The 24,510-nt window shown below is 69.1% G+C and carries 19 protein-coding genes and 1 pseudogene; 10 read left to right on the top strand and 10 right to left on the bottom strand.

What is annotated here, in order from left to right:
* Nucleotides 1–262: 262 nt before the first annotated feature.
* The 4 genes from ACFV9H_RS12260 to ACFV9H_RS12245 all read right to left on the bottom strand — a co-directional run bounded on the left by ACFV9H_RS12260 (nt 263) and on the right by ACFV9H_RS12245 (nt 5,364).
* Nucleotides 263–652 carry a hypothetical protein gene (locus ACFV9H_RS12260; protein ID WP_385396753.1) on the bottom strand — a complete coding sequence of 130 codons (390 nt, stop codon included), beginning with the start codon at nt 650–652 and terminating at the stop codon, nt 263–265.
* Between the two features lie 403 nt (nt 653–1,055).
* Entirely contained in the window at nt 1,056–1,448 is a 393-nt protein-coding gene (locus ACFV9H_RS12255; protein ID WP_385396751.1) for a hypothetical protein, read from the bottom strand.
* Nucleotides 1,449–1,454: 6 nt separating this feature from the next.
* The gene (locus ACFV9H_RS12250) at nt 1,455–5,021 is read right to left on the bottom strand and encodes a polymorphic toxin-type HINT domain-containing protein (RefSeq protein ID WP_385396749.1); all 3,567 of its coding nucleotides are present in this window, start codon (nt 5,019–5,021) and stop codon (nt 1,455–1,457) included.
* 193 nt (nt 5,022–5,214) lie between these two features.
* Nucleotides 5,215–5,364 carry a hypothetical protein gene (locus ACFV9H_RS12245; RefSeq protein WP_385396747.1) on the bottom strand — a complete coding sequence of 50 codons (150 nt, stop codon included), beginning with the start codon at nt 5,362–5,364 and terminating at the stop codon, nt 5,215–5,217.
* Between the two features lie 182 nt (nt 5,365–5,546).
* Between ACFV9H_RS12245 and ACFV9H_RS12240 the strand changes: the two genes are divergently transcribed.
* Nucleotides 5,547–6,206, top strand: a complete 660-nt coding sequence (locus tag ACFV9H_RS12240) for a hypothetical protein (protein WP_385396745.1) — start codon at nt 5,547–5,549, stop codon at nt 6,204–6,206.
* A gap of 909 nt (nt 6,207–7,115) precedes the next feature.
* Here the strand turns inward: ACFV9H_RS12240 and ACFV9H_RS12235 are convergent.
* Together ACFV9H_RS12235 and ACFV9H_RS12230 are read right to left on the bottom strand one after the other, a co-directional pair.
* On the bottom strand, nt 7,116–8,309 hold the full coding sequence (locus tag ACFV9H_RS12235) for a hypothetical protein (protein WP_385396743.1): 1,194 nt from the start codon (nt 8,307–8,309) through the stop codon (nt 7,116–7,118).
* On the bottom strand, nt 8,306–8,644 hold the full coding sequence (locus ACFV9H_RS12230) for a hypothetical protein (RefSeq protein WP_385396741.1): 339 nt from the start codon (nt 8,642–8,644) through the stop codon (nt 8,306–8,308). The genes ACFV9H_RS12235 and ACFV9H_RS12230 overlap by 4 nt, the downstream gene beginning before the upstream one ends.
* 276 nt (nt 8,645–8,920) lie before the next feature.
* On the opposite strand from ACFV9H_RS12230, the gene ACFV9H_RS12225 reads away from it, so the two are divergent.
* The 3 genes from ACFV9H_RS12225 (at nt 8,921) to ACFV9H_RS12215 (ending at nt 14,605) form a co-directional block, all read left to right on the top strand.
* Nucleotides 8,921–13,771 carry an RHS repeat-associated core domain-containing protein gene (locus ACFV9H_RS12225; protein WP_385396739.1) on the top strand — a complete coding sequence of 1,617 codons (4,851 nt, stop codon included), beginning with the start codon at nt 8,921–8,923 and terminating at the stop codon, nt 13,769–13,771.
* Nucleotides 13,772–13,788: 17 nt separating this feature from the next.
* A complete protein-coding gene (locus ACFV9H_RS12220; protein ID WP_385396738.1) occupies nt 13,789–14,277 on the top strand; it encodes a hypothetical protein in 489 nt (162 codons plus the stop codon).
* A 166-nt stretch (nt 14,278–14,443) separates the two neighbouring features.
* Nucleotides 14,444–14,605 (top strand): hypothetical protein, encoded by a 162-nt coding sequence (locus ACFV9H_RS12215; protein WP_385396736.1) that lies wholly within the window; start codon nt 14,444–14,446, stop codon nt 14,603–14,605.
* Here ACFV9H_RS12215 and ACFV9H_RS12210 read toward each other — a convergent pair.
* Nucleotides 14,557–14,925, bottom strand: coding sequence for a hypothetical protein (locus ACFV9H_RS12210; RefSeq protein WP_385396734.1), 369 nt, complete (start codon nt 14,923–14,925; stop codon nt 14,557–14,559). The two genes, ACFV9H_RS12215 and ACFV9H_RS12210, sit on opposite strands and share 49 nt — an antisense overlap.
* A 100-nt stretch (nt 14,926–15,025) precedes the next feature.
* Between ACFV9H_RS12210 and ACFV9H_RS12205 the strand changes: the two genes are divergently transcribed.
* The 6 genes and pseudogenes from ACFV9H_RS12205 to ACFV9H_RS12180 all read left to right on the top strand — a co-directional run bounded on the left by ACFV9H_RS12205 (nt 15,026) and on the right by ACFV9H_RS12180 (nt 18,590).
* On the top strand, nt 15,026–15,238 hold the full coding sequence (locus tag ACFV9H_RS12205) for a hypothetical protein (protein WP_385396732.1): 213 nt from the start codon (nt 15,026–15,028) through the stop codon (nt 15,236–15,238).
* Between the two features lie 42 nt (nt 15,239–15,280).
* A pseudogene (locus ACFV9H_RS12200) lies at nt 15,281–15,349 on the top strand (hypothetical protein); the annotation flags it as partial.
* A complete protein-coding gene (locus ACFV9H_RS12195) occupies nt 15,349–15,798 on the top strand; it encodes a polymorphic toxin type 27 domain-containing protein (RefSeq protein WP_385396730.1) in 450 nt (149 codons plus the stop codon). The pseudogene ACFV9H_RS12200 and the gene ACFV9H_RS12195, both read left to right, overlap by 1 nt.
* 9 nt (nt 15,799–15,807) lie before the next feature.
* Entirely contained in the window at nt 15,808–16,176 is a 369-nt protein-coding gene (locus ACFV9H_RS12190; RefSeq protein ID WP_385396728.1) for a DUF6193 family natural product biosynthesis protein, read from the top strand.
* A complete protein-coding gene (locus tag ACFV9H_RS12185; protein WP_385396726.1) occupies nt 16,173–16,757 on the top strand; it encodes an SMI1/KNR4 family protein in 585 nt (194 codons plus the stop codon). Before ACFV9H_RS12190 ends, ACFV9H_RS12185 begins: the two co-directional genes overlap by 4 nt.
* 1,293 nt (nt 16,758–18,050) lie before the next feature.
* Nucleotides 18,051–18,590 (top strand): SMI1/KNR4 family protein, encoded by a 540-nt coding sequence (locus ACFV9H_RS12180; protein WP_385396724.1) that lies wholly within the window; start codon nt 18,051–18,053, stop codon nt 18,588–18,590.
* Nucleotides 18,591–18,712: 122 nt separating this feature from the next.
* Here ACFV9H_RS12180 and mobF read toward each other — a convergent pair whose 3' ends face one another.
* From mobF to ACFV9H_RS12165, 3 genes are all read right to left on the bottom strand, one after another.
* Complete coding sequence (gene mobF / locus ACFV9H_RS12175) at nt 18,713–22,624, bottom strand: MobF family relaxase (RefSeq protein WP_385396722.1); 3,912 nt, start codon at nt 22,622–22,624, stop codon at nt 18,713–18,715.
* A gap of 180 nt (nt 22,625–22,804) precedes the next feature.
* Nucleotides 22,805–23,623: a hypothetical protein gene (locus ACFV9H_RS12170; protein ID WP_385396815.1), complete on the bottom strand. Its 819-nt coding sequence runs from the start codon at nt 23,621–23,623 to the stop codon at nt 22,805–22,807.
* Nucleotides 23,620–24,489: a hypothetical protein gene (locus ACFV9H_RS12165; RefSeq protein WP_385396813.1), complete on the bottom strand. Its 870-nt coding sequence runs from the start codon at nt 24,487–24,489 to the stop codon at nt 23,620–23,622. Before ACFV9H_RS12165 ends, ACFV9H_RS12170 begins: the two co-directional genes overlap by 4 nt.
* Nucleotides 24,490–24,510 lie beyond the last annotated feature (21 nt).

The raw sequence follows: 24,510 nt of genomic DNA, 5'->3' as shown, positions 1-24,510 counted from the left end.
GGCGAGCGGACAGCGACGACCCTCCGCCGCTCCAGGCACCCAAGTCCGTGCGCGTTGCCGCCAAAGACTGCCGTCAGACACCCCGGCGGCCCCGCCGGAAACAGATCCGGAGGGGCCGCTGGGGCACTTTGAAGCTGTGAAGGGAGCGACCTCAGACGCTACGCTAATTACTTCTCATCGATCCTGTCGAGCCTCAACTGAGGCCGCTCAGTTGAGCAATCCATTTCCGACAACACAACGAAAGTGGACCAGCGTCGCCAGCTCAGATCTGCTCCACGTCCACACCGTACGCATCTCGGACATCGATTAGGAATGTCCCCCCGCCGATGCGAGGAATTCGACGTTCCCACCAACCCCAACCACCAGTCACATCAAATCCGCCTGCAATCAGCGCCGAAAACCTCGCGTCAATGACTGCAACTTCCGCGCTGAACCACTGCGCTTCTGCAGATTGCTGAACCTGCGGGTCGTCGATCACCGCCTGCAAGAACCGCCGGATGCTAAGTTCATTTCTGTACTCAGCGAGGCTATCCTCGTAGCCCTCCTCGCAGTTTTCGACGAACTGACGCCAGTATCCAACGGCTCGACTAGGCGTCAAGGAGGGCTTGCCGAGCGTTCGCGCTATGACGCTGAAAATCTCAGAGAATGTCAACGCCCTCACTCCCTTAATTAATCGATCGACGGAAGTACGAGAGCCCATCGGTCGGGCGGAAGAACGTTGAGATCGTCCCCCCACTGTTTACCAGTCCATAGTATCCGCTAGCCGGGTCGAACCGATGGATTGAGCCACTTGGAGCAACATGAGTGATCGAGCCATCAGGACCATCTCCGTCCATAAAACTACGCGCGGCTTCGCGATACGCTCGGCGTCCACCGACACCTGAGAATTTCGGCATATCTACTTCACGAAGCTGGACTGGCGTAGACTCTCTTGTTGCTCGAAATAGCCCTTTCAAGCGGAAGTCCAGCCCGCGCACGTGCTTGACGTAATGATCGACCGCAGATAAAAACAAACATTGCCGGGGAGTGCGTACACGCACTCCCCGGCAATGTTTCTATTCTACAGACCAGCTGGCCCCGAGTCCGTCAGGAAAACCATTCAGGAAATCTGAGACTGCTTTGATCGCTAGCTGCTGCGTCACCAACTCAGACCGCTCGAAGACGCCCAGCTGCCCCCCACACACGAGGCTCACTTCCTGTGAACCGGAGCCAGGTTCCTTTAGCTGGAGAATCTCCCCCTCTGCCGACTCACCCGTAACTAGATAGAGGTCCGGCCCGCCCGCAATGGAAAGATAGCGAAAAGGGTCATCCTCCGTCACAGAAGTCTCGGTGCGCCGATTTCCATCTAGATCCACAATCGATTCGGAGATCCGATCCAGCGTGGGATTCTCGACTTCCCAATCGCGCGTCTTGGAACCGACTCGATTATCTCCTGCCAGCCTGATCACAGCGGTCTACCCCAGCCGTCTTGGTGTTGATGGTCGTCGAACTGCATTGATGGTGAATATTCCGGATGGCGTATGGACAAGCAGCTCATCGACACCCAGGCCGCGCATCAATGAACCCACTCCGCCTGTCGCGCCACACGCCCTACAGAAATCTCGGTCTACGTGCAGGACCGCTCGGGTTCCGGTCGCCCCTGCGTCTTTCGCCTGCTGAAACACATCCGCTTCCGCATGCGTCTTCGTCTGGGCGTTGACCCGGATGTTTATCGGCCTGCCGTGTGCGTTCCGCCCGAAGAACACTTGCCCACCGACCTGGAGACGCGCAGCCGTGAACGTGTCGTCGTCGGGATTCCCACTCGATCCGCCACGGGCAGGCATTCCTTCACGAGCACGATAATCTGCGAGCTCACTCCAACCACAGTTATGAACCAGGACCGGAGTAGCGCCCGCCAGCACATAGTACGTGTGGATGTCATCGACGGTCAGGTTGTGGACCTTGGCCTGCTGGGTCCAGCGCTTGACCGCCGTTACCTGGACGCGCGTGCCGGCGCCGGTCTGGAGCCAATTGCCCGGCTCCAGGTTTGTCGCATCCAGCCACTGGCCGAGTTCGGGCACCCAGAAGGGGTGGCCGTCCGTCGCCGTGACTTCCGCAGTCGCGGAACCCGCATCGCCGTCGGTGTCAATGGTGACCTCGGCGAGGTTCTTCGAGCCCTCGCCGGTGATGGTCGCAGCGACGTCCTTGGGTGCCGTTTCGCCCGTCTCGGGGTCAGTGGCCAGGACCTGGTCGCCTACCTCGAGTTCCTTAATGGCTTTGGTGGTGCCATCTGCCATGAGGACGGGGGTGTCCGGAGTGAAGCTGTTGGTGACGCAACTCGTCCCGTCACCGCCGCTCCCGCCGCTGTCGGCCTGTCTCGCGGCTGGGGCTTCGACCTCGTCGGCCTTCTTCGCGGCCGCTGCTGCGTCGGCTTGCTTCTGCCAGTCGGCCATATCCTCCTTGTACTTGGCCATGGCCTTGGCGTCCGCATCGGAGCGCCTGAGGAGTCCTGTCGCCCAGGAGACCTCGTCCTTCCACTTGTTGAACATCGTCCAGGCGCGGTCCAGCGCCTTGATGACGCGCTTCCCCTTGCCCCAGGCGCCGAGGAGTTGCTCTCCCGCCAACATGAGGCAGGTCTTCTTGTTGCCGCCGAGGCAGTCGGCGATGTCCTCCCAGCCGATGAGGCCCTTTCCGACCTCCTTGGCGATGCTGATGGCGACGTCCATCTTGGACTGCTGTTTGATCTTGGTCGCCCTGTCGACGTCTTCCTTCGAAACCGTCGGTTTGGGCCTGCCAGGGGCCGGCGGGGCCGAGCTGCCGGCAGCCAGGCGCCTGAGCAGGTCAGCGACGAGCTCGACCGCCGCGCGGATCAGCGGGCCCCAGAACTCGCCCGACGGGTCGCTGAAGGTGACCGGGCTGTTGTTCGCGTAGGCGTACGGGTTCATCGTCTGGGACTCGGCCATGTCCATCTTCGGGTCGACCGAGATGAACCTGCCGAGTGCCGGGTCGTACTCGCGCGCGCCGAGGTGCGTCAGGCCCGTCGAGTCGTCGACGGTTCCGCCGACGAAGCCCTTCTGCCCCGGCCACACCGCCGGCTTCGCGCCGCGCGCGTCGCCGTACGGGGTGAACTTGCGGCGCGTGACCGCCTGCGTGGCGGCGTCCACGGAGGTTGTCGCCGAGCCGTTGTGGTCGGCCAGCAGGTAGGAGGTGGTGGTCTTGCCGCCCTCGGCGACGCGGACCATCACCGGCCCGCTCACGGATGAGTAGTAGCGCGTACCCTTCACGGCTCCGGTGGCCTTGGCCACGTGGATCTCGGTACCCGGCAGGTACAGCGTGGTGCCGGTGGGATCGCGACGGATGAGGCGGTTGCCTCCGGCGTCATAGAGGTACTCGGTGTCCTTGGCCGTGTCACCCGAGGCCGGGGACACCTTCTTCAGTCGGCCCTCGACGTCCCATTCCAGGTTCTGGGTGTCACCCTGGATGGTCCGCTGGGTGGTGTTGCCGGCCGCGTCGTACTTGTAGCTCTCGGTGCGCGTGCCGCCGGGGCCCGACGTGTCGACCTTGAGCAGCCGGTTCTTGGCCGGGCCGGAGGCCGGGTAGCTGTAGTTGCGCGTGACGTCCTTCGCGACGTCACCCGTGGCGTCGTGCTTGACCTCGGTCTTGCGGTTGCCCACTGCATCGAAGGTGTACGAGTCCCAGTACGGGTCGGGCCCGCCCACCTTGGGCACGGAACCGGGACCGGAGGCGCCCGGCTTCGCGGCGCAGTCGTCCGTCGCCGTCCAGGCGTCCTTCATCCGGCGCAGGTAGTCGTACGCGAAGCACTGGGTGTCCGCGGAACCGGACGCGCCGTCCCGCAGGTCCGTGATCTTCAGGATGTTGCCCGAAGCGTCATAGCTCGTGCGGACGTCGCTGATCTGGTTGTATCCGGTGGTGCCGGCCTGTTGTGAGTGGTATGTCCGGTTCACGCGCCGGGTCTGCTCGTCGAACTCGTAGGTCGAGACGATCTGCTTGTTGGCGTCGCCGACGTTGGTGCGGACGAGGTCGCCGAGCGGTGTGAACTCGGAGCTCGTCAGGAAGGCACGACCGTTGACTGACGTGCTGGCCGGAAGGTCGAGGCCGTTGTAGCCGTTCGCCACTCGGTCGGCCGGCAGTCCGCCGGCGGCAGGGAACAGCGTGGAGGTCGGCAGCCCGAGGGTTGCGCTGTAGGTGTTCGAGTAGGTGTACGTCCCGGCCAGCTTGCCTTCGTTGGCCGGGATGACGACCTTGCTGCCCAGCGGTCGATACTCGGGGTCGTAGCCCGTGACCGCCTGCGTGTACGCATTGCCGTTCGCGTCGTACCGCGTGGACGTGACGGCCAGTCCCAGTGCTCCGGGGAGCGTGTCGTAGGTCTGCTCCGTGAGCTTGCGTCCCTGGAGCGACCCCTCGTGCGTGGCCGTTGTACGGCCGAGTACGTCGTATGCGAACGCGATCGTGTTGTTGCGGCTGTCGGTCGTGGATTCGACACGGTCACCGACACCGTACGTGGTCTTCGAGACGCCCTTGTCGGGGTCGCTCGTCTCGTACGCACGGCCGCGCAGGTCGTACTTGTACGACCAGACGTTGCCGCCCTGATCCGTCACCGAGCTGAGCTGCCCCTTGGGCGTATAGCTGTACTTGATGGTGTTCGCGGGGGTTCCGACCGGTGCGTCGCCGTTGAACTGCTGGAGCTCGGTCTTGCGACCCTGCCCGTCGATGATGGCCTTCGTCAGCATGTCGCCCTGAGGGGGGTCCACCGCGATCCAGTCGCCGCCGTACGAGGTCGTCGTACGCCAGGTCTCCTGCCCGTTCTTCCGGGCGATGGTCGCCACCGGACGGCCCATGCCGTCGTATTCGGTACGGCTGGAGGAAGGGATCTTGCTCTCGACCGGGAGCCACATCTGGTTGGACGGAGGCTGGTCGTTGAAGTACCCGCCGTTCTCCATCCGGACCTGGCCACGACTGTCGTAGAACGTGTCCGTGATCACCCGGCCCTTGTCGAGCGCCTGCTGCTGCGTCTGCCTCATGCGCAGTGAGCCGTCGTAGAAGTCGTACCGGGTGCGGTAGTTGCAGGTGGCGCACCGGCTGTCCCAGGGCGCCGAGCACCCCGGCGCGGTCGATGCCTTCGACGAGGCCAGGAACTCCCTCGACCGCGCCTCCGTCTACGCACGGACAGCGGCCCGCGACGCCGATCACGACCTGGCCGGCTTCCCGACGGCCTTACCCGTCGAACCGGTCCAGGCCACTGCGGCGGACACCCCCGACGCCCTCACCACCCGCCTCGCCGAGGACGCCGAACGGCTCTCCCGCGCCGCGTACGCCGCCCTCCACGACCGCGCGGAACAACGACTGAGCGGCTCGGACCTCCAACAGATCTCCCGCTGGAACGCGATGGGCCGTCTACTCGCGGGGGCCGGGTACTACTGCACGTCGCCGAAGACCCGTCGTACGCGGCGGACGACACGACACGCGACAGCCTCAAAGGCGCCGCCCAAGCACTGCGGGAATCCTCGCGGGCTTGGAAGGACGCGGCCGGGGCCTGGCACCGCATCGTGGACACCGGCGACCCGCGGGAACACCCGCAGCTGCCCCCGCCGGGGTACGCGCAGGTCCTTCAGGGGAAGGCCGTACGGATGCCGTCGCCCGACCCCCATCCCGCCGCAGTGATCTCCCGTACGAGCGTCGTACGGCTGGGCCGACTGCTGTTCGGCCCGCAGTGGACGCCCGAGCAACCGCCCGGCGCGCCCCGCCCCGCCGCCGACATCCTCGCGGATGCCGGGGGCGCAGGCGCGTTGGCCGCAGTCGCGTACCGGCTCTCGGCCACCGGCTGGCAGATGGCCGCCGCCGCCCCATGGGTCGTCCGGCGGGCAGAAGCCGGGCTGGTCACCGACTCCATCGGCCATCGACCCCCCGGCCTCGACCAGAGCCGGCGCTTCTACCCCGCGCACCCCCGCCAGATCGAGTCGCTGACCGGGGCCTACTCGACAGTGATGGGCGCGGAACAGAAGAGCGCGGCAGCCCTCCTGACCGCCGCACACAGCGCGGGCACCCCCGTACCCCGCGCCGCGCTGGACGCGGCCGCGCATCGGGCGATCGCCCAGGAGCAGCAATGGATCACAGCCCAGCCGGTCCGGACCCCGGCGCGCGCCCTGCCCCGAGCACACGTCCCGACGGACCTGGTACTCGGCCGCAGCCCGGGCCTCCGACAATGAGGCCGAAGGGACGGAAACACCGGTCCCTGTAGGGGTGGTTCAACGGTTCGTCCCCGCAAGCGCGAGGAGCAGCCTTCGGCCGGGTCCTTGTCGGCCTTGGCCCGGGGTTCATCCCCGCAGGCGCGGGGAGCAGGCTTGCTGACCTGCCACATTAGGTGGGCGGAGCGACGGCATAAAGCAGTTTCATCGAAACCGACATATCCGGCACCATGCTTGGCCAAAACTGAACTAGCCTCTTCTCCGCTGCCGGCCTCCGCGTCATCGCGGACCTTAGCCTCCTCGCCGATGCCGACCGAGCACGACCGCCCCCAAGGCGCTTAGCCACAGAATGCGCGCCCCGTCGATAGCCGCACGCGATATCCGGTACACAGGAACTACTCCGCACCACGGACGGCAGCAACCACCCTGCCGCTTGTCTACAACAGCAACCACACTCCACGCGCCACCTCCCCACAGGGCTCATACGACGAAGCGAGCACCGGAGCGAAGCGCAGGGCGCAGCAGAACCGCGGGACCCGGGCTGAGACAGCGCGCACCAGCCAAAGACACACCTGTCCGTATCTGGTCCCGATCTCTCGAGAATGGCGCTTGGGTACGCCTCAATAGCAGGCGCCTCGATCAGGCCATGAACGATCGATCGGTAGCATCCCCGGGTCGAACCGCTGTCAGACCAGTGGAAGGCCCACAGAGCCGCCCGGCATGCGCCGACAGACCGCCGCCTGGGGCGCTCCAGCGTTCCAGCAGGGTCATCCCCGCAGGCGCGGGGAGCAGAGTCGTCGGCCTCGGGAGCAGCCGCGAGCAACCTGGTCACCGGCGAGAATCCAGACGCGAAGCACCGCGCGCCGGCGAACTCCGATGCACCTTGCGCAGCTCACCGGGCCCACGAAGTCCGGGTGCCGTTGGCGCCGGTCAGCGCTGGGCGGCCCCCGGCGGGGTGGCGGTGCCGTTCAGGCAGTGGTCGAGGAGTGCGTGCATGCGCGGAGCGGGGAGGGACGGGTTGGACGCAGCGCCCTCGGCGGTATGGGGGTCGACGAGGGGAGTCTCCAGGGCTTCCGGTGACAGGTTCGGGTTGGCGACCGCTGCCCGGCGCACCGACGCGTCGGGGTCCTCCAACGGGGGGTCGGGCAAGGCGGGATCGGCTGCGGCCCGGGCCCGTACCTCGGGAACCGGGTGGTCGACGAGGTGAGCCCAGCCGGTACGGGGGAACGCGGGCAGGTCCATCAGGTACTGGCGGTGGGCCGGGCGGGTGACGAAGACGTCCAGGAGGAGGTGCGGCGGAGCCAGTGGGTGGTGGCAGGCCAGCCGGATCCTCACCTCCTCGTCGTCGTCCTGCGCGAGCGTCCCGGCGAGTTCCGCCGGCAGGCCGGGCCAACTTGCCGCAACCCGGCGGAGCCCCGGTTCTTCGGACACCGCACAGGCGGCGAACCAGTCGGGTGACGGCCCGACGTCCGGCTCAATGTCCGACTTGTTGAACGGCTCGCCGATCGGGCAGGTGCAGTCAGGACCATGCCCGATGACCTGATCGATCGCCCAGTACTCCGCCCAGGTACGGGGGAAGGGGTGGAGGCGCGCGCACATCCGCACGTAGCCGTGCGGGTCCTCCCTCAACTCCGCCACCATGTCCGGTCCCACGTCGGGCCGGGCGGCGACCGACGCGCGGACCTCCGCGTCGGGGTGGCGGGCGAGCCGGGCGAGGGCGTAGGCCGGGGTGTGGGGGTTGCGGGCCAAGGGGAGCACCGTGCCGTCCGCGAAGCACTGCTCGACGAGCGCGGGGGACAGAGCGCACGTGTCGAACACGAATCCGTTGCGCGAGCCGAAGGACGGCAGCATGGCCGCCACCCGTTCCGGGTCCATCCGCCAGTTCCTGTCCTGCGCCGTTTCACGGATCGCGGGGTCCGGATCGTCGAGCAGCCCCGCCCGCTGTGCCGACGTGAGTGACTCCCACCTCCACGTAGCCCGTATCCGGAGTTCGGGGTTCTCGTGGCCGGCGATGGCGCGGAAGAAGGACAGCGGGATCTGCCGGGACGAATCGAGCCCCGCGATGATCTCGTCCTTGGTGATCTTGCCGTCCTCGCCCGCGTCCTGGGCCATCAGGAGGGTCACGAGGATGTCGTCCGGCAGCGGTCGGACCCGTCGGGGGAAGTGACGGGGGCCGGAGGCGAGCCACACGCGGACGACTCCCGACGGGTCCGCCGCCAAGGGGGGGCGAGCCGCGCCGGGTCGACGTACTGGTTGCGGGCGAGCGCGCGGCGGATGACGTAGTCCGGATGGTGCAGGGCAGCGTCGATGACGGCGTCGGGCAGGTCACGGCCCTCGCACATCAGCAGGCCTGCCTCACCGGCCGCTCGATCCAACAGGCGTATCAATACGTCGGAGGGCGCCGCCGGATTGAAGGCGATGCCGCGCAGCCACGGTTCACGCAGAGAGTCGTCGTACACCGTGTCATCCTGCCACCTCGCCTCCTCAACCAGGCCGCTCGACTACGACCGCGGCGGCGCTTCCGCGGTCCGTCCGCAGGGCTTCGGACCACCGCGCCACAACAGCCCCCGGCGTGCGTTCGTGAACATCTGCATGCGTGTCGCACGCCCGGATGCAGCTGCGATCCCTTCCCCGGCTGACCGAATTTGCGGGTGCGGATTATCTGTCAGATCGGTTGCGTGATAGGACTGTTCGACTATTTGATCGGTTTTGACTCGCGGGGAGATGAGGTTCACGTGGCTGTCACGGTGCCCGACTGGGCGGACACACTGCTGGACCTGATCGGTGTGGCCTGGCCGAATGTCGACGAGGACGCCTACCGGGCCATGGCCGACTCGCTCCGCGACTTCGCCGAGGACCTCCTCGACGACGGCCAGCTCGCCAACAACCACGTCGAACGCCTCCTCTCCGCCAGCAAGGGCGAATCGATCGAGGCCCTGAACCGGCACTGGAACACGGTCAAGGGCAAGCACTTCAAGGACATCGCGGACGCCGCCCGCACCATCGCCGGCGCGATGGACATGGCAGCCGACGCCGTCGAGGCCATGAAGTACGCGGCCCTCGTCCAGCTCGGCTACCTCGCCGCCGAAGCCGGCATCGCGCTCTCCCTCATCCCCGTCACCGCGGGCCTGTCCGCCCTCTTCGGCGCGGCCGCGATGCGCGCCACGCAGGAGGTCGTCAAGCGCCTCATCAAGGAGTGCGTCGAGGAAGCCGTCGGCTACATCGTCTCCGCGATGACCGAGCCGGCCGTCGCCGCCCTCGAGGGCCTGGCCGCCGACCTCGTCGTCCAGCTCGGTTCCATGGCCCTCGGCTTCCAGGACGGCGTCGACCTCGACCAGGCCAAGCAGGCGGGCAAGGACGGCTTCAACGACGGCGTGAAGTCCGGCAAGGAAGCCCTCCACCTCGCCTCCGCAGGCGGCGCAGGAGCCGGCAGCGGTAGCAGCCCCGGTGGCGGCGGCACCGGCCTGACCGACCTCCACATCGAGCACTCCGAACACACCCGCGCCGGCACCAACCTCAACTCCGTCAGCACCAACATCCACGGCAAGACGACCACGCACCTGACCAAGGCCAAGTCCCACCACGGCCGCACCCGCGGCCGCGACTCCATCGCCCAGGCCATCGACCCCGTCGCCGACAAGGCCATGGCAGCTCTGGTCAAGGCCACCAAGGCCATGGGCGACCACGTCGGCACCACCCTCCCCAAAGCCGTCAAGAAGATATCCACCGACCACAAGAAGAACGACGACGCAATCCACGACGCCTTCAACCGCCTCAAAGGCAAGAACTCTGGTGACGGCAACAGGACGGGCCCCGGGCATGACTCGGGTGGAAAGGGCAAGGGCAGTGGCGGCGCAGACGGATCGGCCGCCCGGGGCCCCAAGTCCACCCGCGATGTCAAGGACGATCCGCGTCTGAACGGTGTGCCCCTCAACACGCGTCGCTGCGCCACCGATCCGGTCGACGTGGCCAGCGGTCAGATGGTGCTCGCCCACACCGACCTCGCCCTCCCCGGTGTGCTGCCGCTGCTGCTGCGCCGCACCCACGTCTCCGGGTACGACTACGGCCGCAGCTACGGCCCCGGCTGGGCCTCCACCGTCGACGAGCGCATGGACATCGACATCGACGGCCTGGGCGGGAGTGTCTGGGCACGTGAGGACGGCTCGCTGCTGTTCTACCCGCGGCTGCCGCGAGACGAGCGCGACGCCGTCCTTCCGGCGGCCTGCTCCCGGCTTCCGCTGCGCCTCGTGGAACGCACCGAGTTCGGCGATGTGACATACGCGGTATCGGATGCACACTCCGGCCTCACGCGTACATTCACCGGCAACCCCTACCACGGCAGTGCCTGCCACTGGCTGAGCTCCATCACGGACCGCAACGGCAACGCCGTGCACTTCGACCGGGAAGCGGACGGCCGCCCGATCTCCGCCACCCACGAAGGGGGCTACCAGGTCGATTTCACCACCGACCCCACGGGCCGCCTCACGGCGCACGCCCTGCGCACGCCCGCCGGACCGCAGACGCTCCACACCTTCGGCTACGACGGAGCAGGGAACCTCCGGACCGTAGCCCACGCCGACAGCGCTCCGCTGGTCTTCGCCTACGACGGAGCGGGCCGGATCACCTCGTGGACCGATCGCCACGGAGCGACGTACTCCTACGCCTACGACGCGGCCGGCCGCGTCGTACGGACCACCGGCCCGGACGGCATGCTGTCGTCCCGCTTCTCCTATGCGACCGATCCGCACCACCCGGACCTGCGCATCACCCGGTTCACGGACTCCACCGGCGCCGTGACCACCCACCACATCAACGGCCTCGGCCAGGTCGTCGCCGAGACCGACCCGCTCGGACACACCGTGCTGCGGCAATGGGACCGCTTCGACAACCTGCTCGCCAGGACCGACCCGCTGGGCAACACCGCCCGGTTCACCTACGACGACCAGGACAACCTCACCGTCCTCGACTTCCCGGACGGCACCCGGTCCACCGCCCAGTACAACGGCCTGAACCTGCTGGTGGAGCTGACCAGCCCCGACGGCGCCACCTGGCGACAGGAGTACGACGAACGCGGCAACCGGACGGCCGTCCTCGCCCCGGACGGCTCCGTCGCCCGCTTCGGCCACGACGAGAACGGGGCGGTGATCAGCCGTACCGACCCGACGGGTGCGGTCGAACGGCTCACCCGCGATGCCGCCGGCCTCGCCCTCACCCTCACCGACTCCCTGGAAAACACCTTCTCGGTCGTACGGGACCCCTTCGGCCGCCCCCTCGAAGGCACCGACCCCCAGGGGGCGGTGACCCGGACCGAATGGAGCCCGGAGGGGTGGGCGCTGCGCGCGACCGCGCCCGACGGCGGTGTGGAGAGCTGGACCTGGGACGCCGAGGGCAACTGCACCGCGCACACGGACGCGGCGGGCGACACCACCCACTTCGAGTACGGCCCGTTCGACCTGCTGACCGCGCGCACCGGGGCCGACGGCGCCCGCTACGAGTTCCGGCACGACACCGAGCTGCGACTCGTGCAGGTCCGCAACCCGCAAGGCCTCACTTGGGACTACACCTACGACGCGGCCGGGAACGTAACGCGAGAGACCGACTTCGACGGCCGCTGCCTCCACTACGCCTACGACGCTGCGGGGCGGATCATCTCCGTCACGACCCCGACCGGCGAAGTGATCACCAGCGAGTACGACGCCTGCGGCCGCGTCACCGGCAAGCACGTGGGCGCCTCATCGACCCGCTATCGGTACGACCCGGCGGGACAGCTCGCCTCCGCCGTCTCGACGTCCCCGTCCGCCACGGATCCCGCAGGCGAATCCGTCGCCTCCGTCACGCTCGAACGCGATCAGCTCGGCCGGATCGTCGCGGAGACGGTGAACGGGCGCACCATGCGATACGCCTACGACGTCGCAGGCCGGGTCGCAGCACGCACCACACCGGGCGGGACCGTCTCCCGGGCCTCCTACGACACGGCAGGCCGACGCAGCAGCCTTCTGGTGGGCGGCCACCACATCGGCTTCGACCGGGACGGCCGGGGGCGGGAGCTGACGCGCACCATCGGAACGGATGACCGACCGCTGGTCATCGGTTCCACCTGGGACACCGCCGGCCGGCTCGCCACCCGCCGGGTGACGGCCGGAGACCGGACCTTGCGGTCCCGTGCCTACGGCTACCGCGCGGACGGCCACCTCGACCACCTCACCGACGAACTCGACGGCGTCACGGTCCGCTTCGAGATGGACCCGGTCGGCCGCCCGCTCCGGGTCACGGCAGCGAACTGGCAGGAGTCCTACGCCTACGACCTGGCCGGCAACCAGACTGCCGCCGACTGGCCGGACCGCGCGCACCGCACCGAGGGGCGCGGCGAGCGCACGTACCGAGGGACACGGCTGCTCGGCGCGGGGAACATCCGGTGCGAGTACGACGAGGCGGGGCGCACCGTGGCTCGGCACCGGACGACCCTGTCGGGCCGGAAGGAAGCGTGGCGGTACACCTGGGACGCGGAGAATCGCATGACCTCCTGCCGGACCCCCGATGGGGTCCTGTGGCGGTACGAGTACGACCCGTTGGGGCGCCGGACGGCAAAGCACCGTATGGCACAGGACGACCGAACCGCCGTGCACTCCGTGTACTTCGCCTGGGACGGCACCCGTCTTGCCGAGCAGGTCGACACCGCGCACGCCACGGTCACCACGTGGGAGTACGACGGATACCGCCCGTTGGCGCAGTGGGAACGGCGCCTGCTCGCGCCGGAGACTCCGCGGACCGCCGAGCCGCAGGCCAATCAGCACACCGACGCGCGGTTCTTCGCGATCATCACCGACCTGGTGGGCGCGCCGAGCGAGCTGGTGGACGAGGACGGCCACATCGCCTGGCAGGCTCGGGCCACCGTATGGGGCGCGACGACCTGGAACCGCAACGCGGCCGCCTACACGCCGCTGCGCATGCCGGGACAGTACGACGACGCCGAGACGGGCCTGTACTACAACCTCCACCGGCACTACGACCCCCAGACCGCCCGCTACGCCAGTCCCGACCCTCTGGGCCTGGGCGCGGCCGCGAACCCCGTCGCGTACGTGCTCAACCCGCACCGCTGGTCCGACCCCGAGGGCCTCATCGCCAAGGGCTGCACGGAGCACGGCGGCTGGTACAGCGGCCTGAGCCCGGCCAACCTCAAGAACGACGACGGTACGCGGCGCACGGAAACCAACATGGAGGTCAACCACATCCCGGCGAAAAATGCGTACGCGCACCTGGACGAGCCCGGCTTCAAGACCAACAAGGACGGCGGCGGCGCCGGCATGGGCCCGGCGATCCGGATGGAGTACGACGATCACCGCGGTGTGACGAGCACCGGGTCCAGCGCGGAGTCCATCAAGTGGCGGGCCGATCAACGTGCGCTGATCGATGCCGGCCGGTGGGATCTGGCGATGAAGATGGACATCGACGAGATCCGAGAGCTGTACGGCGACAAGTACGACACGCACATCGCGGACATGGTCGAGAGCCTCAAGGTGAACAGGAAGTTCCAGAAGATGCTGGAGAAACGGGGTTGGGAAATAGACTACGAAGTGCTCAAGTAGACAATCGGAGAAACGACATGGATCTGCTCCTGGCACCACCTACCGCCGCCGGGCCCGTACACCTGGGAAGTCCGTACGAGGAGGTCCTGACCGCGCTCCGGCCCTGGGGAGAGCCGCGGGTGATCGGCCCCACCTCCCGGCGGGCGCGTCGGCTCATGGGCGACTTCGACGGGGTCGGCTACACGGTCTTCTTCGATGCGGAGGACAACACCACGGCCGTGGAACTGTGGTGGCCCGGCGAAGGCCAACAGAGCAGCACGCGTGTCCTCCTGGACGGGCACGACGTCTTCACGACCCCCGCCGACTCACTCCTCGCGGAGCTGCGCGAGCGCGGGTGGACCGTGGACGCCGAGGACCCGGAGAACGTCGTCGTGCCGGGCGTCTCGCTGGGCTTCACCCGCCAGACCTCCCAGGAAGTACCGCGCGACGGGCAGGGCCTGCCCGTCTCCTTCACCTCGGTCCTCGTCGCAGGCAAGAGCTACTACGACTTCCGCTACGCGCAATAGAGCCGGCAAGCAGCCGCTCCCGATCCGGCGGGAGCGGCGGAAGCCCGGTCGGCAAGCCGGCAGCAACCCGCCGCGGAACGCCCCGGACTGGACCTCCTGCAGCAGTCCTCAAGCTTCCGCCCAGGGACCACGCGACGGTCGCCTCCTGCGCTACACGCACGACGCGATGGGTCGACTGACCAGCCGTACCAACGGCGCAGGTCAGACGGTCCGCTACGAACGCGACGCCGCCGGCCGGGTGACGGTCAAGGACTCGGAAGGCGCGCTCACCCATTTCGCCTACGACACCTCCGGCCACCTGGAACGGGCGACCGGCCCCGACGCGTAGCTGTTGTACGTACGCGACCAAGCGGACGGGGTCCTGCCCGAGCTGTGCAACGGCCGTGAGCTCACCCACGTCCACGACGAGGCGGGCCGCCGCATCCGCCGCACCACGCCGACCGGAGCCGTCAGTACCTGGGCCGTCCCCGCAATCGCAGCGCCGTGCTCAACACCTCCGGCCGGCAGGTGACCTTCGAGTTCGACGAGGCGGGCCGCGAGACCACCCAGCGCATCGGCGACGCGCTGACCATCGACCATGCGTACGACGACCAGGGGCGCCTCACCGACCAGCATGTCCGAGTCGGCGGCGACCAGACCGTCCAGCACCGTGTCTATGGCTACCGCCCGGACGGCCACCTGACCGGTCGACGACCATCTCGCCGGCCGGCGTCGGTTCGACCTGACCCGCGAGGGCCGGGTCACGGGGGTGACCGCCGAGAACTGGAGCGAGCAGTACGCCTACGACGAGTCCGGCAACCAGACCTCCGCCGCATGGCCTGCGGACGACCACGCCGCAGGGCCCCGTACGTACGTGGGCACCCGCCTCGTCGGGGCGGGCGCGATCCGCTACGAACACGACGCGCAGGACCGGGTGGTCCTGCGCCAGAAGCGTCGCCTCTCGCGCAAGCCGGACACCTGACGGTACGGCTGGGGCGCGGAGGACCGCCTCGTCTGGGTCACCACTCCGGACGGCACCCGCTGGCGATACCTGTACGACCCGCTGGCCGCCGCATCGCGAAGCAGCGCCTGATGCCGGACGGGGCGTCGGTCGCCGATGATTCCGATGATGAGGACAACAAACCCGTCTGGATGACCAACGTCATGGCCGCCGTCGGTGACAGCAACACAACCCTGTCCTTCACGCTCGACGGCATGCCCGATGCTTCAGGGCGTAGAAGCAACTGGAACACCCCGGAGACCATCGTGGCGGCGTTCCAGCAGGCCGTCAGCGACGGCCAGGGGTTCTCCACTGACCGAAACAACCGGCCGATCAACTTCGGGACGGCCTGGGAGATGAGTGTCGTTGCCCGCAACGTGCGCATGCACGAGGCGGAGGTCGCCGATGGGGACCCCAATCCCATGGGCCGCTCGTGGGACTCCATCCATTGGTACTCGAACAATGAGAGGGTCCACGTCCCGAGACCGGACATTCCAGAACTCAGCCCTCCCGATACCACCAACCCGCCGAAGAGAAGGTGACTCCGCCGGATGACGACCGCCGAGACCCCTGGCAACGCCGCAGAGATCGTGGCCGACAAATGGCAGTCGGTCCTGAAGTACGACGCGGACCTGATCGATCCCGCCGTGGTTCGCGCCGCGTACGCCCAGCCGCGGCTGCGGGAACTCTTCCCGACGGTCAGCCACGGCAGTCTCTACCTCAGCCGGTGCATCAGCTTCCCGAGGACGACAGATGTCGGCACGGTGATCCGGTCGGATGGCCGCCTCCTGGTCTTTCGCCCTTCGGATGGCGCCACCCTTGGCATGCCCGCGAACCTTGAGCAAGCGATCGAGATCATCGTGGCCAACCTCCCCGAGGGCTGCGGCCCCGCCATCCTCGGGACGAAGGACGACTTGTGACCACGGCCGCCGATGCCGTGTCCGGCGGCGCCGGACCGAGGTCGACTGCGATCGTCCACCTCGTGCAAGCCATCCCTCCATCCGACGCTCCCCGTGTCCACGACTGGGCACAGATCGAGCAGGCGCTCGGAACGGTCCTGCCAGGCGATTACAAGCAGCTCGTCGACCTCTACGGTGGTGGCCTCTTCGACGACGCCATCTGGGTACTGGAGCCGGATTCCCCCAACAAGTACTACGACCTGGTGACGGAGAACCGCGATCGAGCCGAGGCACAGCAACGGCTCTGGCTGGGCGGAGAGCCCAAGCCCACCCAACTCGAAGTGGAAGGGTCCCGCACCCTCGCCTGGGCCGTGACCGAAAACGGCGACTGCCTCTACTGGCTGGCCCGACCCGGTCAGGAACCCGACGAATGGCCAGTCTTGGTCAAGGAGGGGCGCGGACGAGAATGGGAGCTCCACCCCCAGTCCTGCTCCGAGTTCTTGGAGTCCATCCTCCTCACGGGAGGCCTCGAGTCCGAGATCTTCTACGACTTCCCGACCGAAGAGGCGCACGAGTTCCGTTCCAGCGCCGGTTTCGTGTGACTCCTCCCATCAACGGCGCCTTCTTGCTACTCGGGGGCCGCAGTTCACGGGCCGAGCCTGCGCCACGGGCTTGTCTGCACGGGGACACTGCCGGGTCGTCGGTAGGTAGGCACGTCAGGCTGTCGTATGCGCTCTCTTTACACGCCCGTGGCAACCGAAGTTGCGGTTCACCTGACTGCGTAGGTGAGAACGAAGAGCACTTGTTGGTGAGTGCTGACAACAGTTCGTCGTTGATCAGCGGTCCAATGTTGGCGAATACCAAGAACACTCGCACATACCGGGTGGAAGCCAGGCGTTGGCAGCGGCGGGCTCACGTCAATGGCCGGGGCATGAGGAACTTGGGGCGCCACGCCGAGCGCGATCTGGCGGCCGCCGCATCCATCTGGGGACTGGGCGAGTCCTGCCTTGTGGTGCGGCAGAGGCAAGCACGGCGGCGCGGCTGTGGGCGGCGCGGACGGGCATGTGGTTCTCGTTCGGCTGCGCAGGGGTCGGCGGCGAGGGAGGCAGCACGCCCGTCAGTTGCGCGGACTCTTCGTCTTGCCGCTCTTGTGCCCGGCCGCCGCTAGCTGGTTGTGGCCCACGCAGTAGGGGGAGCCGTCCACTGCAGGCCCCGTACAGCGGGCGAACCCGACGGCGCGGCTTGACCGCTCACTCTGGATCGCGTCAACCCAACTGCACTTGATCGGCGGCTTTCCCGTGCTCATCTGGTCCTCCCATCGGTCGACACGGACAGCAAGTCGCACAGGTGATTCCACTGCGCTTCGCCGAACTCGGGCACTGCGGGCACGGCAGGCGAGTACAAGGGGACGGGCGGGGCGTACGGGTTGTTCACGGGGGTAGTTCTCCTAGTGGTGCGGGACGCCGGGCAGGGCAGTGCGGGGCACGACTGCGCGCGGGGCGGGGTAAGGGGTAGGGCAGCCGTGTGGGCTGTAGCGGGGGCGCGGCTGGCTGGGCCGCGCCCAGGCAAGGTGATGATCGTGGATCAGGCCGCGGACGCGGTACCGCTGTCCGGGATCTGGTCGGTGGCGGCCATCGGGGCGTGCACGGCGGAGCACCACGACGAGCCCCTCGTCGTGCAGAGCACAACCATGGTCCCCAAGCAAGCACCGCGGTGTTCGCGGAACTCAGCGACACCACTCTCCCGTGAAACCGGGCGTTCCTGCCGCTGAGCAACAGACGTTCCTGAAACTCACCAACAAAGCCATTCACCCCTTACGAGAGCGAAAGCCCCACCGAGCGCACCACCATCTGAACGTCCCCACATACTGATCTGCCCCCCCCAGGAGCACCGGCATGAATCCCGCTGTGGAACGCCTCACCAAGCTCGTCCCCCCGCTCTCGGTAGCGGCGCCGCGCGACTGGGCAGACGTCCAGGCCCGCCTTGGCCATGCACTGCCCGAGGACTACAAGCAGCTCGTCGAGGCGTACGGCGGTGGAGTCTTCGACGAGACGGTCTGGCTGCTTGAGCCGGACTGTGCAGCCGAGGATTACGACCTCCTCACCCAGACCAAGGAATGCGACGAACTGCTTGCCATGTTCTGGAAGGGCGGCCAGGCCAAGCCTGTCCAACTCGAAACCGAGGGCGCGCGGGTGGTCCCCTGGGCCTATATCGAAGGAAGTGGTCACCTTCTCTACTGGTTCGTCCAGCCGGGTCAGAAACCGGAGGAGTGGACGGTCGCACTGAATGAAGGGCGTGGGCCCGAGTGGGAGTGGCACGATCAGTCGTGCGCAGAGTTCCTGGTAGCCGTGCTCACAGGCGAAGGCACTTCCCTCTACTTCGATGACCTCCCGCTCGGTGACCACCAGTTCGAGTCCAACAGCGGCATCCTCTAAGAATCCGATCAAGGCGGCGGACGGCAGACGAACGTGCGGGCACGTCGGCCTGGTACGAGACCAGGCCATCGCTGATCCGTCGGGCCAGTCGGATGTCCCTGTGCTTGGAGCAGCGGTGCGTGTCAGCGGCCCTGCGGGCGGGCGCTGAGGTCGGGGTGGTCCGGGATCGGCGCCAGCAGAGTTCGGGAGGGCGGGAAGGGAGCAGGAACGGGCGCCTGCGCGGACGGTGTCCGGTACTGCTGTCCGCGCCGGGCGGCGGCGCGTTCGTCGGTCTCGCGGGCATGGCGGACGGGGGCCGTGGAGCGCATCTCCTCGCGCAGGGTCGCCTCCTGCTCCATTTCGGTCGCGCTTTCACGATGGCGTGCTGCCGTGGCGTGCTGCGCGGCCGCCTCGGCGCGCAGTTGTCGGGCGTCCTCGGCGACCCGGGCGTCGAGGCGGGCGGCCAGTACGGGGACGCGCCGGCGCATCGCTTCCAGGACGGCGGCCAGCTCTTGCGCGTCCCTCGGTGGGTTCCAGGTCCCGCCCGGTGCGAGGTGGGCGATGTGCGGGTGGGTGGTGAGGGTCTCGGAAGCCTCGCGCAGGGCTTCGGCCGCGGCACGCTTCGCCCGGGCGGCTTCGGCGGTCGCGGCCTCGTACTGCTGCTGGTACTGCGCCGTGAGCGCGAGGGCCTCGCGCCTGCTGGTGCCGGCCAGGCGGAGTGCGAGTCGGCCCTTCTGCCCGGACGCCTCGATCCGCTCGCGGATCCGGCGTACCGACTCGGCGTGCCGTTCTGCCGCCGCGCCGCGTCCGGCTTCCTCGCGGGCCCGGTCGGCCCAGGCCCCGGCGCGGGAGAGGAGCTCGTACGCCGCCGAGGCGAGGGCCTCTCCCGGGGTGATCGGGGCGGCCGACCCGGCCTGCTGTTCGGCGGCCCGGCGCTCGTAGGTGTCGGCGAGTTCCTCGGCGCGCTGCGCGGCCGCGCGCTCCTCGGCCTGCCGGGTCGTCAGGTGCTGTGCGGGCAGGTGGCCGTACGGGCGCTGGTGCCACGGTGCGTACGACGGTTCGTCGGCGGCCCCGGCAGGGATGCGGGTGAGCTCGTCGGTGACCATGTGGTCGTCGGCGTCGGCCCGCAGGATGCGGCCGTACGCGGCGACCGCCCGGTCGAGGCGGTCGGCGTCGGTGCGGGCCGGGCCGAGCGCGGCCCGGGTGGGGTGGTCCTCCAGCTCGTGCAGCGGCAGGTAGAGGTGGCTCTCCCGGCGGGCGCGGGACATGGCCGGGTAGAGGGTGCGGGAGTCGGCGTGCAGCCCGTAGGCGATGGCGACTTCGGCCGTCAGGCCCTGCGCGGAGGCGACCGTCATCGCGTACGCGTGGGTGAGGCGGCCCTCGACGATGTCGCGTACGGACATCCAGGCCTCGCGCAGCGCGAACCCGCCGGCGGCCGTCGGGCGGGGCCTGCGCCACTGGACCAGTACGCCGCGGCGCTCGTCCAGCGCCAGGACCACACCGCGGAAGCCGCCCCGGACGTCGGCCGCGGCCGGGTCCCGGCGTGATCGGTGGTCGTTGCGGCGGATGTGGACCAGGTCCCCGGGGGCGAGGGCGATCCGTTCCCCGCCCGCGACCGCGTACGTACGCCCCTGCGCCAGCTCGCCGGAGGCGACGAGCGTCGCGCGGGCGCCGGCGTTGAGGGCGGCGACGTCCGCGCGGCGGGCGGCAAGCAGCAGGAGTTCTGCGACCTGGCCGTGCGGGTCGCCGGTCCAGCGGGTACGGGCTTCGTTCCAGGCGCCGAGCATGGAGGTCAGGGTCTCGGCGGCGGTGTCCTCGGCGTGCACGCGGCCGTGTTCGGCGAAGGTGGCGAGCGCGCTGGTACGGGCGCCGGTCCGCCAGTCGTGCAGGGCGGCGCGCTCGACGATGTCGCGCCGGCGGTGGTTCTCGGTGAGTTCCAGGCCGCCGACAAGGCGGTGGACACGGGCGAATCCGCCGCCGATGCCGACCGCGCGGAGCTGGAGCGGGTCGCCGACGGCGACGACCTTGGTGCCGGTGCCGGCCGCGTGCCGCAGCAGGGCGGCGAGCGCCCGGTCGTCGACCATCGCGGCCTCGTCGATGACGAGTACGCCGACCCCGTGCAGGCCACGGCCGTCGCCGATCTGCTGGGTCCAGGCGGCGACGGTCCGGGAGTCGATGCCCGCCTCGGCGGCCAGGTTCGCGGCGGCCACGGCGGCCGTGGAGGCGCCGACGACACGCAGCCCGGCGGCCTCCCAGCCGGTGCGGGCGGCCTGCATGAGGGTCGTCTTGCCCGCGCCGGCGACGCCGATGACCGCGTCGACGGCGTGACCGGCCGTCAGCAGCCGCGTCACCACGGCACGCTGCTCGGCGCCGAAGGCGAAGGGCCGGTCGACGGTGGAGTGCGCGACCTCGACGGCGGCGAGCGTCATCTCGGCGGCCTCGGCGGTGAGCTGCGCCAGGCCCCGGTCCAGCCCGGCCGTGGCGCACTCGATCACGGCCTGCTCGGCGGCCACGACCGTGGTGTGCGTGTAGCGCTGCCGGTGGGTGTGGTGACCGCGGTTGGAGTCGGCCAGGCGAACCGCGTGGCCGCCGACCGCGAGGACCTCGTCCGTGAGCGCGGTCAGCTGCTCCACCGACCGCAGGTACGGCAGCGTCTTCGCGACGGCCGCCAGCACGTGCGTGTGCGAGACCGTCTTTCGGGAGGCGGTGAGCCCGTGTTCGGCGTCCCAGATCAGGTCCGCGATCTCGGCCGGTCCGGGCACCCTGGGGCCGCCGCCGTCGGCCGACAGTGGTGCGGATCCGTCCCAGCCGGGCAGGGCGGCCGCGACCATCGCATCGACCGCGCGCTCGCCCCCGCCCAGCACGGCGGCTGCCCGCGTACGCCAGGCCTCCCTCGGCGCGCCCGGCTCGGCGTCCTCCTTGGCCTCCGCGCTCTTGCGGGCGGCAGCCTTCTGCTGCTCGCGCGATGCGCCCTCGCCCGCGAGCTCGACGACCTGCCGGTGGCGCCTCGAGAACGCCTCACGCAGCCCTTCGTCGATCCCGGCCAGCTCCCACGCCCCGGTCCGTTCCGAACGCCCGAACCTGGCACCGTACGACTCCGCCAGGCGCGCCCGCAGCCGGCCCTCGGCGATCTCGTTGACCAGGTGGGCGTACCGGTGGAGGTCCTCGCCGCCGCCTGCGATGGTGCGCCACTTGCCGTCCGCGCACTTCGCCATGTGCGCGATGTTCACGTGGACGTGCAGGTGCGGGTCGCCGGGCGAGCCGTCCACCGGCCGCGCGGAACGGTGCAGGGTCGTCCAGCCGATCAGCCCGGACGTCTCCATCCGCTCGGCCTGCCGGCCGTCCCCGTGGTGGCCGGCCATGCCGTACGCCGCCCACTGCTCCAGGGCGTGAACGGCCTCGGCCACGGAGGCCAGCCAGTCCTCCTCGATCCGCCCGGCGAGCTCGGCGCCGGCCAGCCCGTAGGCGGCGGAGACGCTCTTCGGCAGATCGAGGGTGATGTCCACGCCGCGCAGGCCGACATCGATGTGATGCCGCATCCACTGACGGGCTTCGGCGGTTGTGTCCGCGCCGTACAGAGCGTCGAGGTCGAGCCCGGCAGCCGCGGCCAGCCGCTCGGCGTCGGCCAGCGGCAGCAGGTGGGTCTCACCGTCGCGCAGGATGCCGCGCTCGGCCTGACCGAACCGCTTCGCCAACGCGGGCCGACCCAAGTACTCCGAGACCGTTCTCCCCGCCGTGGCCGCGGCCTCGGAGACAGCGTCGACGAGCACGCGCGCGGTCACCTTCCCCCGCGGATCGAGGGCCTTCTTCCTCGCGACCAGCTGCTCGCCGGTACGCCAATCCCGACCGTCCATCAGCACGCGAGCGGCGTCCGGATCAACGCGCCCACCGGCGACCAGATCCAACTCGGCCAGGCCCCCGCCGATCCACCGAAGGGTGCTCTCACCGGCGAGCCGGTACTCGACCTGGGCATCCTCGGCCCGGTCGCATCCGCAGTCTTCGCTCAACCGGTAATCGACCTGCTCGGGGGCGTAGATGGGCGTCGCGTACCCCAACTTGCCCGCCCCTCCTTCGGTATAAGGTCCGCCATCATCCATGATCGCGTATCGAAGATACCTGGAGTGCTAGTAGACCTTCTTGATAGACCTTCTTGAGTGCTAGACCTTCTTGACGTTGGACATCGAGATGTCAGCGGGGTTGGACACCGGATGTCACTGGGTTGGTCATCAGGGGTGTCAGTACCGGAGTGGCAGCGCGGAGGGGGTTCCGGTGCCTTCCGGTGGCGGTTCGGAGAGCATCCGCAGGCTGTACGCGACGTTGTCGTGGAGCTGGTCGACGATGTCACCGCGGGTGACCATCTCGGCGGCGGCGAGGTCTTCGAGGGCCTGGCGCTGAGCGGCGTCGTTGGTGTCGATACCGCCGTCGACCCAGACACGGAGGAGTACCTCGGCCTCGGCGGGCTGGATGCAGCCGCGTACGGACGGACGGGGGTTCTTCCGCTCGGCGAGGCCGTCGACCTGATCGGGTCGGAGCATGTCGAGGCGCGGGGTGGCGGTGAACGCGTCGGGCGGGACGCGGCGGACGACGAGCGCGCCGCCGACGTTGGGGTGGGCGCGGGCGTAGTCGAGGGCGGCGTCGAGCCGGTGGCGGGTCCAGGACAGGGCGAGCGCGAGGGTGTCGGCGGTGAGGGGGCTGTCCGCGTGCGCGAGGGCGGTGATCACGGTGAGGGCGTCGCGGTCGGCGCCGGCCGGGCGGCGGTCGGTGATTTCGCGGTGGCGGGGGCGCTCGAAGAGTTCGTCGGAGCCGGTCAGGAGGTCGGCGGGGTGGATGTCGAGGCGCCGGGCGAGTTCGAGCAGGACGTGGACAGGCAGGTCGGGGAGTTCGTCGAGGTCGGTCTGGTGCTCGTGGACGCCGAGGAGGTCGGCGAGCTGCCAGGCGGTCATGCCGGCGGCGAGCAGGCGTCGCTTGAGGACGTGGGACCTGTGGGCGGTTTTGTACCTGCGGGGGCCCTGACGGCCGGGGCCGGGTCCGAAGGCTTCCGCGTCGCTGATCACAGGCGGCTGCGTACGTCGTCGCTGAGGGCGGTGAGGTCGAGGCCCCGGAGGTGCATCCATCCGGCCTGCTGGGCGTCGCGCTGGTCCTCGTCGCCGTGGCGGCAGTGGGAGCGGTGGAGCCAGGCGGGGTTGAGGTGGATGCGGTAGCAGGTCCGCATGACCGCTTCGCGCAGGCCGGGCTCGGGGCTCTTGCTGCCGGGGGCATCGGGGTGGATGAACAGCGGGTCGGTGTCGGTGGCGCCCTGGTGGCGGCGGTAGGCGAGGTGGGCGGCGATGAGCGGGGCGGCGTGTTCGGGCAAGAGCACAGGCTCGTCGGATTCGAGGTGGAGGACCTGGAGGGCGCTGAGCTCGGTGGGGATGTGACGGTGGCTGCGCCACTGCCAGGGGACGGTGAGGTAGCGGGTCTCCTCGTCGGAGTACGGGCTGCCGGTTACGGGGAGGCGGACGGAGCTGCCGTCGGGGGCGGTGTTGCCGCAGGTGATCAGACCGAAGCCGGTGGGGCCGTGGGAGAGGTGGATGGACAGGGCGGTGGCGGCGGCGTCTTCGATCGTGGCCGTGGCCCGGAGCTTGTCGCAGGTGCGCGCGGTGAGCTGGCTGAGCAGGCGGGTGGTGAGGCCGGCGCCGAGGGTTTCCATCTGCCAGCGCAGGAGGTAGCCGCGGAAGAAGAGGGCGCTCTGGATGGCGCGCAGGCGTACGAGGGCGTGGGCCTGGTCTGGGGCGGAGCCGATGCGGTGGTCGCGCAGGTGGAAGGTAGTCCCGCATGAGGGTGGGGATCTCGTCGGCTGCCAGGGGGCGGAAGGGCAGGCGGCGGAAGACGCGGGAGCGGAGCATCGGCTCGCGGGAGAGGACTTCCCAGCAGCCGTCACCGCCGACGTAGAGCAGGGCGA

Origin of the sequence: Streptomyces sp. NPDC059874 (genome assembly GCF_042731135.1) — a bacterium.
Lineage (GTDB): Bacteria > Actinomycetota > Actinomycetes > Streptomycetales > Streptomycetaceae > Streptomyces.
Note: the sequence above shows the minus strand (reverse complement) of the source record. Positions and strands in the feature narration are given on the sequence as shown.

What these genes read in the sequence shown, in the direction of transcription:
- ACFV9H_RS12190 (WP_385396728.1), top strand. Translation starts at nt 15,808, where the DNA reads ATGACGACCGCCGAGACCCCTGGCAACGCCGCAGAGATCGTGGCCGAC.
- ACFV9H_RS12250 (WP_385396749.1), bottom strand. Translation starts at nt 5,021, where the DNA reads ATGAGGCAGACGCAGCAGCAGGCGCTCGACAAGGGCCGGGTGATCACG.
- ACFV9H_RS12220 (WP_385396738.1), top strand. Translation starts at nt 13,789, where the DNA reads ATGGATCTGCTCCTGGCACCACCTACCGCCGCCGGGCCCGTACACCTG.
- ACFV9H_RS12180 (WP_385396724.1), top strand. Translation starts at nt 18,051, where the DNA reads ATGAATCCCGCTGTGGAACGCCTCACCAAGCTCGTCCCCCCGCTCTCG.
- ACFV9H_RS12215 (WP_385396736.1), top strand. Translation starts at nt 14,444, where the DNA reads ATGGGTCGACTGACCAGCCGTACCAACGGCGCAGGTCAGACGGTCCGC.
- ACFV9H_RS12195 (WP_385396730.1), top strand. Translation starts at nt 15,349, where the DNA reads ATGCCGGACGGGGCGTCGGTCGCCGATGATTCCGATGATGAGGACAAC.